This window comes from Trinickia dabaoshanensis (assembly GCF_002879885.1).
In the GTDB taxonomy this organism is placed as follows: Bacteria; Pseudomonadota; Gammaproteobacteria; order Burkholderiales; family Burkholderiaceae; genus Trinickia; species Trinickia dabaoshanensis.
On the sequence record NZ_PNYA01000017.1, the window covers coordinates 148,548 to 157,903 of the forward strand.

At 62.9% G+C, this 9,356-nt stretch carries 8 protein-coding genes; all 8 read left to right on the forward strand.

All coding sequences use genetic code 11. The features are described 5' to 3' along the window. Positions 1 to 36: 36 nt before the first annotated feature. The 8 genes from hflX (at position 37) to C0Z18_RS19160 (ending at position 9,155) form a co-directional block, all read left to right on the forward strand. Entirely contained in the window at positions 37 to 1,236 is a 1,200-nt protein-coding gene (hflX, locus tag C0Z18_RS19125; RefSeq protein ID WP_233217389.1) for a GTPase HflX, read from the forward strand. A gap of 32 nt (positions 1,237 to 1,268) precedes the next feature. Next, entirely contained in the window at positions 1,269 to 2,618 is a 1,350-nt protein-coding gene (hflK, locus tag C0Z18_RS19130) for an FtsH protease activity modulator HflK (protein WP_102646982.1), read from the forward strand. A 12-nt stretch (positions 2,619 to 2,630) separates the two neighbouring features. Further along, positions 2,631 to 3,539, forward strand: coding sequence for a protease modulator HflC (hflC, locus tag C0Z18_RS19135; protein ID WP_102646983.1), 909 nt, complete (start codon positions 2,631 to 2,633; stop codon positions 3,537 to 3,539). A 41-nt stretch (positions 3,540 to 3,580) separates the two neighbouring features. Continuing rightward, positions 3,581 to 3,772, forward strand: coding sequence for a DUF2065 domain-containing protein (locus C0Z18_RS19140; RefSeq protein ID WP_102647010.1), 192 nt, complete (start codon positions 3,581 to 3,583; stop codon positions 3,770 to 3,772). A gap of 110 nt (positions 3,773 to 3,882) precedes the next feature. Continuing rightward, a complete protein-coding gene (locus tag C0Z18_RS19145) occupies positions 3,883 to 5,049 on the forward strand; it encodes an ATP phosphoribosyltransferase regulatory subunit (RefSeq protein WP_102646984.1) in 1,167 nt (388 codons plus the stop codon). Positions 5,050 to 5,177: 128 nt separating this feature from the next. Further along, positions 5,178 to 6,524, forward strand: coding sequence for an adenylosuccinate synthase (locus tag C0Z18_RS19150; RefSeq protein WP_102646985.1), 1,347 nt, complete (start codon positions 5,178 to 5,180; stop codon positions 6,522 to 6,524). A 3-nt stretch (positions 6,525 to 6,527) separates the two neighbouring features. Further along, complete coding sequence (locus C0Z18_RS19155; RefSeq protein WP_199189494.1) at positions 6,528 to 7,115, forward strand: phosphoribosyltransferase; 588 nt, start codon at positions 6,528 to 6,530, stop codon at positions 7,113 to 7,115. Between the two features lie 147 nt (positions 7,116 to 7,262). After that, on the forward strand, positions 7,263 to 9,155 hold the full coding sequence (locus C0Z18_RS19160; protein ID WP_102646986.1) for a potassium transporter Kup: 1,893 nt from the start codon (positions 7,263 to 7,265) through the stop codon (positions 9,153 to 9,155). Positions 9,156 to 9,356 lie beyond the last annotated feature (201 nt).

Below are 9,356 nucleotides of genomic sequence, written 5' to 3' on the forward strand. Positions count from 1 at the left end.
GCGTGCCGGCCGCTTCTCATTTAGACGCCCATCAATTTGATCAACGCAGCGCTCGTCGGCATCGATTTCGGAAAAATAGACTTCGAAGCCAGTCTCGAAGAACTCAGTCTGCTCGCGCAAAGTGCGGGCGCCCATCCCGCCGTGACCTTGACCGGCCGCCGTTCGAGCCCGGATGCGGCGCTTTTCGTCGGAAGCGGCAAGGCCGAGGAATTGCGCCTGGCGTGCGAGGCCAACGATGTCGAAATCGTCATCTTCAACCACGCATTGGCGCCGGCGCAGCAGCGCAATTTGGAGCGCACGCTTAATCGGCGCGTCGTCGACCGCACGAGCCTCATTCTCGATATCTTCGCGCAGCGCGCGCGCAGCCACGAAGGTAAGTTGCAGGTCGAATTGGCCCAATTGCAATACATCGCCACGCGCCTCGTGCGTGCATGGACTCACTTGGAACGGCAAAAAGGCGGTATCGGGCTGCGCGGCCCCGGCGAAACCCAGCTCGAAACCGACCGCCGTTTGATCGGCGAGCGTATCAAGATGCTCAAGGGGCGGCTGGATAAGCTGCGTCGCCAGCATGGCACGCAGCGGCGCCAGCGGGCTCGCAATCGCGCGATGTCGGTGTCGCTCGTCGGCTATACGAACGCGGGCAAATCGACACTGTTCAATGCGTTGACGAAAGCGCAAGCCTACGCGGCCGATCAGCTATTCGCCACGCTCGATACCACCTCGCGGCGCCTTTATCTAGGTGACGAGGCGGGGCAGGTGATCGTGTCGGATACGGTCGGCTTCATTCGCGAATTACCGCACCAGCTCGTGGCCGCTTTTCGGGCCACGCTCGAAGAAACGATTCACGCCGATTTGCTGTTGCACGTGGTCGATGCGTCGAGCGCAGTGCGGCTCGACCAGATCGATCAAGTCAACGAGGTGCTCGACGAGATCGGCGCGCACAGCGTGAGGCAAGTACTCGTCTTCAACAAGATCGACGCCGTGCCGGAGCTGGCGGCTCGCGGCGAGACGGTTGAACGGGACGAATATGGTAATATTTCGCGCGTCTTTTTGAGCGCGCGCACGGGGCAGGGTTTGGATACGCTGCGCGCAGCCATCGCCGAAATCGCCACCTCAGAACATCTCCCGGACAGCGGGCGGGCGCAGCCGGAAGCGGCACCGCCGGCGCATGGGCATGAAGACCCAGACGCATCGGGCTCGTCCGATGCGCCGATATGGCGCTCCGATCTGCATTGACCGGTTCTCCCAACTCGAGCGAACGAACACTGGTGAACGAATACAACGAGCGGAGTTTCTGGCTGCGTGCGCGCGCCATTCTATCGATCAGCGATCCCCGCTGGGGGCGAGGCGACGGCAATGGCAGCCGGCAGCGGCCGAACGAGCCGAAGCGCGGCCCGGGCGACGGCGACGGCCCGCCCGATCTCGACGAGATGTGGCGCGAGTTCAACCGCCGCTTGTCGCGTCTATTCGGCGGCAACAAGGGCTCGGGGCCGGGCGATCGGCGTCCTGACAACGGGCGCGCCGCACGCATCGGTGTCGGTATCGTCATCGGCGTGCTCGTTGCGATCTACATCGGTAGCGGGGTGTTCGTCGTACAAGACGGCCAGACGGGCATCGTCCTGCAATTCGGCAAGTATCGAGCGACGGTCGAGCCCGGCGTGCACCTGCGCATGCCTTATCCGTTCGAGACGCACGAAATCGTCAACGTTGCCCAGATTCGCTCCGTCGAAATCGGCCGCGGCAATGCGATGACCGATGCGAGCGCGAAAGACGCCTCGGTGCTGACGCGCGACGGTGACATCGTCGACGTGCGCTTGGCCGTCCAATATCAAGTGAAATCGGCAACGGACTACCTCTTCCGTACGGCCGACCCGGACCTCGCCGTGAATGAGGCGGCGCATGCCGCCGTGCGCGAGATCGTCGGGGCGCAAAGCACCGAAAGCCTGCTCGGCGGGAACCGCGATGCGCTTCGCGAGCCGATCATGCAATCGATCCAAAAGGCGCTCGATCTGTATCACAGCGGGCTGGCGGTAACGGGTGTGACGGTGATGTCGATCGAGCCGCCGTCGGCCGTGCTAAGCGCCTACGCGGATGCCACGCGTGCACGGCAAGATCGCGCGAACGCGAAAGCGCAGGCACAGGCCTATGCGGGGCAGATTCTGCCGGGCGCGAAGGCGCAGGCTCAGCGCTCGATCGACGATGCCAAGGCCTACGCCGCGCGCGTCGTCTCCGATGCGCAAGGCGACGCCGAGCGCTTCAACCAAGTCTATGCCCAATACGCGAAGGCGCCGGCGGTCGTGCGCGAGCGGATGTATCTGGAAACCATGCGCGACATTTACGCCAATTCGACGAAGATTTTCGTCAGCGGGAAGGCGGGCGGCAGCGTCGTCAACCTGTCGGTCGACAAGCTGCTCGAGGCCAACCGCCGCGCGTCGTCCGAGGCCGGTGGGCCGGCGGCCGCGAGCGCGGCATCGGCCGCATCCGTCGCGGCGGCTCCTTCGGCGGCTCCTTCGCCGGCCGAGCCGAACGCGGCGAGCCAGGCGGCCGCCGCGAGCGACGCGATGCGCTCGCGCGATACGCTGCGCAGCCGCGCGCGCGAAGACGACCTGCAGCAATAAGGAGCGCTCGAAATGAATCGTATCGTTGCGCTCGTTGTCGTCGTCGTGGCCGTCTTGTTCGCGGGAGCGTCGACTTTGCTCGTCGTCGATCAGCGTCACGTCGCGGTCGTTTATTCACATGGCGGCGAAAATCCCGCATTGGTCGGCCCCGGCCTGCACGTGAAACTGCCCACGCCGCTGCAATCGGCCATGCTCGTGGACACCCGCATCCGCACGCTGGCCTCGTCCGACGCCGAGTCGTTCGTTACGTCCGACAAAACGGACTTGCTCGTGACGCCGGTGCTCAAATATCGCGTAACCGACCCGCTCAAACTATTCGCCGAAACCGACGCGGACCAGCAAAGCGCGCTGGAGCGGTTGTCAGGCCAGATGCGCACCGCGCTTGGCGAAGCGTTTGCCAAACGCACGCTCGCCGATGCGCTCTCGCATCAAAGCGAGCTCGCGGAAGAAGCGCGAACGGCCATGGCGGCCACGGCGAAGACGCTTGGCATCGAAGTGGTGGATCTGAGCCTCGTGCGCGTCGACTTGTCGCAAGCGAGCGCGGAGGCCGTCTACAAACGCATGTCCGCCGCGCAGGAGCAACTCGCAAGCGACGAGCGTGCGCAAAGCGCGACCGAAGTGGCTCAAATCAAGGCCGATGCCGAGCGTCAGCGCGATGCGGTGCTGGCCGACGCCTACTCGACGGCGCAGGCGGTCAAGGGCGAGGGCGATGCGAAAGCGGCGGCCATCGCGGCCGATGCATTCGGGCGCGACCCCGGCTTTTATCAGTTCTATGAGAGCTTGCAGGCGTATCGCGGCGTGTTCAAGCCCGGCGACGTCATCGTCGTCGATCCGGACAGCGAATTTTTCCGCTTCATGCGCAACCCCGACGGGAGCGGCGCTCCTGTCGCGCCGGCTGCCTCGGCTTCACGCAAACATTGATTCTGGGGCGCCGCCGACCGATCGGCGGTGCCGGCATCTTCATGGATATGGCCGCCTCGTTATTGCTTGCGATTGCCCTGATGCTCATCATCGAGGGCATGTTCCCCTTCGTCTTTCCGACGGCGTGGCGCGATACGTTTCGTAAAATAGCGGAGCGGCCGGCGCATCATATCCGCATCGGCGGCTTGATCGTGATGGCGCTCGGCCTGCTGCTGCTTCTCGCGGCCACCTGAGGCTGCCGCGACAGTTTGCGCGAAGGGCGCTCGCGCGCCGTGTCGCGCCCCGCTCGATTCGCTTTTGGCTGCGCCCCGCGCGCCTTCATTAACGTCGTAGGACTGACCCGATGTCGACCTGGCTGCTCCCCGAAAATATCGCCGATGTGTTGCCTTCCGAGGCACGCAAGATCGAAGAACTGCGACGTGCGCTGCTCGATCGCTTCCGTACCTATGGGTACGAGATGGTGATGCCGCCGCTGCTCGAATACCTCGAATCGCTGCTGACGGGCGGAGGGAGCGATCTGAACCTGCGTACGTTCAAGCTCGTCGATCAGCTTTCCGGGCGCACGCTCGGGCTGCGTGCCGATACCACGCCGCAAGTCGCGCGGATCGATGCGCACCTGCTCAACCGGCAGGGCGTGACGCGATTGTGTTATGCGGGCAGCGTGCTGCATACGCGTCCGCGCGGCCTGCACGCGACGCGCGAGCAGATCCAGATCGGCGCCGAAATCTACGGGCACGCGGGCCTCGAGGCCGATCTCGAGATCCAGCAACTGATGATGGACGTGCTGCGTTTGGCCGGCATCGAGCACGTACGCCTCGATCTTTGCCACGCCGGCGTGCTGCTCGCCTTGTTCGAGCGCGATCCCGCCGCCAGCGCACGCGGCGAGACGCTGTACGAGGCGTTGGCCGGCAAGGACGTGCCGCGCATCGACGAACTCACGCACGATCTCGATCCGCAAGTGCGCGATGCGCTGCGCGCGTTGCCTTCGCTATATGGCGATGCGTCCATCGTCGAGTTGGCGCGCGAGCGGCTCCCGCAGTGGCCGGCGATCACGCGGGCGCTGGACGATCTGGCGTTTCTCGCGGCGCGGGTCGAAGGCGGAAGCGCGACGATCGACCTCGCCGATTTGCGCGGTTATGCCTACCACAGCGGCGTCATGTTTTCCGCTTACGTCGCGGGCGTTCCGAACGCGCTGGCGCGCGGCGGCCGCTACGATCACGTCGGCCAAGCATACGGACGCGCGCGCCCGGCGACGGGCTTTTCTCTCGATCTGCGCGAGATTGCGCGCATTTCGCCGATCGAGGCGCGCAGCAGCGCCATCCTCGCGCCGTGGAAGCACGACGATGTGTTGCGCGAACGCGTCGCTGCATTGCGCGATGCGGGCGAGGTGGTCATCCAAGCGTTGCCGGGGCACGATCACGCGCTCGACGAGTTCGCGTTCGACCGCGTGCTCGTGGAGCAGGGCGGCGCGTGGGTCGTGAAGGCGCGTCAGCCTAACGCGGGCGCGTGAAGCGGACACACGCCCAAAGGGGCCGCGCGTCAAGCTCGAATGGTCCATGCCGTTGAAGCGAAACGGAAAAATTCGGAAGCTTCCGCGAACATGGGTAGAATACGTTTTTAACCAGCTAACGAAACAACATGTCTGCCAGCGCAGTGAATGCAGCCCAGGGACGCAACGTCGTCGTCGTCGGGACTCAATGGGGTGATGAAGGCAAGGGCAAGATCGTCGACTGGCTGACGGACCACGCGCAAGGCGTCGTACGTTTCCAGGGCGGTCACAATGCCGGGCACACGCTCATCATCGGCGGCAAGAAAACGATCTTGCGCTTGATTCCGTCGGGCATCATGCGCGCCGGCGTCGCTTGCTACATCGGCAACGGCGTGGTGCTGTCCCCCGAGGCACTGTTCAAGGAGATCGACGAGCTCGAAGGCGCAGGCCTCGACGTGAGCCGCCGTCTGTTCATCTCCGAGGCAACGACGCTGATTCTCCCGCACCACATCGCCATCGACCAGGCTCGCGAAGCGCGTCGCGGCGCCGGCAAGATCGGCACGACGGGACGCGGCATCGGCCCTGCGTATGAAGACAAGGTGGGCCGCCGCGCCCTGCGCGTGCAGGATCTGTTCACGCCCCAATCTTTCTCCGACCGCCTGCGCGAAAACCTCGACTTCCATAATTTCGTGCTGACCCAGTATCTGGGCGCGGCCGCTGTCGATTTTCAGCAAACGCTGGACACGATGCTCGGGTACGCGGAGCGTCTCGCGCCGATGGTCACCGACGTGTCGCGTCGCTTGTACGACGAAAACGCGGCCGGCCGCAATCTGCTGTTCGAAGGTGCGCAAGGCACGCTGCTCGACATCGATCACGGTACCTATCCGTTCGTTACGTCGAGCAACTGCGTCGCGGGCGCCGCTTCGGCGGGCGCCGGCGTGGGACCGCAAAAGTTGCATTACATCCTCGGTATCACGAAGGCGTACTGCACGCGAGTGGGTTCCGGTCCGTTCCCGAGCGAGCTGTACGACGCGGATAATCCGCAACGCCAAGAAGCCGTGGGCGTGACGCTGGCCAACGTCGGCAAGGAATTCGGTTCGGTGACGGGGCGTCCGCGCCGCACCGGCTGGCTGGATGCCGCGGCGCTGCGCCGCTCGATCCAGATCAACGGCGTGTCGGGCCTGTGCATGACCAAGCTCGACGTGCTCGACGGCCTCGACGAAGTGAAGCTTTGCGTGGGTTACAAGATGGACGGCAAGAGCGCCGATCTGCTGCCGCGCGGCGCGGCCGAAGTGGCACGCTGCGAGCCCGTGTACGAAACGTTCGGCGGCTGGAAGGAAAGCACGATCGGCATCACGCAGTGGAGCGAATTGCCGGCGAACGCGCAGGCGTATCTCACGCGCGTGCAAGAAGTCGCCGGTGTGCCGATCGATATGGTTTCGACAGGGCCGGATCGCGACGAAACGATCTTGTTGCGCCATCCGTTCAAGGTTTAATCGATGACGCAGAACATGCCGATGATCGCTATGACGGATCCTCGCAACGACGACAAGAACCTCTGGGTGAGCTGGGACGAGTACCACCGGCTCATCGAGTTGTTGGCGCTCGCCGTGCACGAGTCAGGGTGGAAGTTCGACAACATTCTGTGTCTGGCACGCGGCGGGCTGCGCGTCGGCGACCAACTTTCGCGCATTTACGATCTGCCGCTGGCGATTTTAGCGACGAGCTCCTACCGCGAAGCGGCGGGCACGCAACAAGGCGAGCTCGATATCGCGCAATACATCACGATGACGCGGGGCAATCTGTCGGGCAACGTGTTGCTCGTCGACGATCTCGTCGATTCGGGCGTGACGCTCGCGCGCGTTCAGGAACACTTGAAAGAGCGTTATCCGGCCGTCACGGCCGTGCGCTCGGCGGTGCTTTGGTACAAGGGCTGCTCGAAGGTCAAGCCGGATTATTTCGTCCAGCATTTGCCCACGAATCCTTGGATCCATCAGCCGTTCGAGGAATGGGACACCGTTCGGCCCCACAATCTGGGCGCATGGATCAAGCGCGGCGTATCCCAGAATTTGTCATCCGGCACGTAATTTGCGGTCGACGCAACGGGCGGATTCACGACTGCACCGGCAATTGAGCGGAGTCGACTGACTCCGCTCTTTTTGTGTGTATTCCATAACGTTGCACCGCTAGAATAGCGCTCGCTCTCTGCTTATCCGGTACGACCGGTCGCGTTTATGACAGACAACAACCACGACAATCTTCGACAGCATTCCTTGCCGTCGCTCGCGCTCGCGGCGATCGGCGTCGTGTTCGGAGATATCGGCACGAGTCCGCTGTATGCGCTGAAGGAAGCGTTTAGTCCGGCGCACGGTATCGCGCTCACCGATCATTCGATCCTGGGTGTGATTTCGCTGCTGTTCTGGGCCATCGTCTTCGTGGTATCCATCAAGTACGTGCTGTTCGTGATGCGCGCGGACAACAACGGGGAGGGGGGCGTGCTGGCGTTGATGGCACTCTCGCTGCGGCCGTTCTCGACGAAATCGAAGGTTGCCGGCGTCCTGATGATGCTCGGTATCTTCGGCGCATGCATGTTTTACGGCGATGCCGTGATTACGCCCGCCATCTCGGTCATTTCCGCGGTGGAAGGGCTCGAAATCGCAACGCCGCAACTGTCGCACCTCGTCTTGCCGATCACGATGGTGATTCTGGTCGCGCTATTTTGGATTCAACGGCACGGCACCGCGCTCGTAGGCAAACTCTTCGGGCCGATCATGCTCGTTTGGTTCGCGACGCTGGCCGTGCTCGGCGTGAATCATATCTTCCGCGCGCCCCAAATCATCGCCGCGCTCAATCCGTACTACGCGTTCTCCTTCATGCATGCCCATATGCTGCAGGCGTATGTCGTGCTGGGCTCGGTTTTCCTCGTGCTCACGGGGGCCGAGGCGCTCTACGCCGATATGGGGCACTTCGGCGTGCGGCCGATTCGTCTCGCGTGGTACTTGCTCGTCATGCCGGCGCTCGTGCTCAATTACTTCGGGCAAGGCGCGTTGTTGATGCAGAACCCGAAAGCAATCGAAAATCCGTTCTTTTTGATGGCGCCGGAATGGGCGTTGCTGCCGCTGGTGGTCTTGTCGACGGTGGCGACCGTCATCGCTTCCCAAGCCGTGATTTCGGGTGCCTATTCGTTGACGAGCCAGGCTATACAGCTCGGCTACGTGCCGCGGATGAAGGTACTCCATACGTCGGAACTCGCGATCGGGCAGATCTACGTGCCGGTCGTCAATTGGTTATTGCTGTTCGTCATTTTGTGCGTCGTGCTTGGCTTCAAGAGCTCCGACAATCTAGCGGCCGCGTACGGTATCGCGGTCACCACGACGATGGTCATGACGACCGTTCTGGCCAGCGTCGTCATGGTGAAGGTCTGGAACTGGAACAAGGCGCTCGTCGCCGTGATCATCGCGTCGTTCCTGACCGTGGACATCGCGTTCTTCGGGGCGAACTTGCTCAAGGTCGCCGAAGGCGGGTGGCTGCCGCTCGGTATCGGCGCGTTGCTGTTCTTCCTGCTGATGACGTGGTACAAGGGCCGCTTGCTCGTGAAGGAACGCACGGCAGCCGACGGCATCCCGCTCGCGCCGTTCGTACAAGGGCTGCTCGCGCACCCGCCGCATCGCGTCTCGGGTACCGCCATTTATTTGACGGGCAGCGATTCGCTCGTGCCGGTTAGCCTGCTGCACAACTTGAAGCACAACAAAGTGCTGCATGAGCGGACCATCTTCCTCACGTTCGTCACGCGCGATATTCCGTACGTCAAGGACGATGAGCGCATTACGCTCAAGGATGTCGGCGGCGGTCTCTATCTCGTCCGAGCCGTCTACGGCTTTAACGAGACGCCTGACGTGAAAGCGGTTCTATTCGAACTCGAGCGCATGTGCGGCATGCAGTTCGAACTGATGGATACATCGTTTTTCCTGGCGCGCGAAACGGTCGTGCCGACGCAATTGCCGGGTATGTCGATCTTGCGCGAGCGCATCTTTGCGTGGATGCATCAAAACGCAGCGAAGCCGACGGACTTTTTCAGCATCCCAGCCAATCGCGTCGTGGAGCTCGGGACGAAAATCGAGATCTAGCCGCCGCGGCGGCGTTTTGCACCGCGCCGCCGTTCATTGGCGAAATGAAAAAAGCCGCGTCCCGTAAGACGCGGCTCAGACTGCTGACAAAGCCCTGGCTTCGGCCAGGGCTTTGTTCTTTAATAGGGTTCATGCTCAAGAAGCCGACACCCGCCCAGCAAGAACTCGAGATGGTGACGCTCGAGATGCTTGTTCCAAAGG

Bases quoted from the DNA above. Each gene is read 5' to 3' on its own strand.
- hflC (WP_102646983.1), top strand. From the start codon at position 2,631: ATGAATCGTATCGTTGCGCTCGTTGTCGTCGTCGTGGCCGTCTTGTTC.
- C0Z18_RS19140 (WP_102647010.1), top strand. From the start codon at position 3,581: ATGGATATGGCCGCCTCGTTATTGCTTGCGATTGCCCTGATGCTCATC.
- C0Z18_RS19145 (WP_102646984.1), top strand. From the start codon at position 3,883: ATGTCGACCTGGCTGCTCCCCGAAAATATCGCCGATGTGTTGCCTTCC.
- C0Z18_RS19150 (WP_102646985.1), top strand. From the start codon at position 5,178: ATGTCTGCCAGCGCAGTGAATGCAGCCCAGGGACGCAACGTCGTCGTC.
- C0Z18_RS19155 (WP_199189494.1), top strand. From the start codon at position 6,528: ATGACGCAGAACATGCCGATGATCGCTATGACGGATCCTCGCAACGAC.
- C0Z18_RS19160 (WP_102646986.1), top strand. From the start codon at position 7,263: ATGACAGACAACAACCACGACAATCTTCGACAGCATTCCTTGCCGTCG.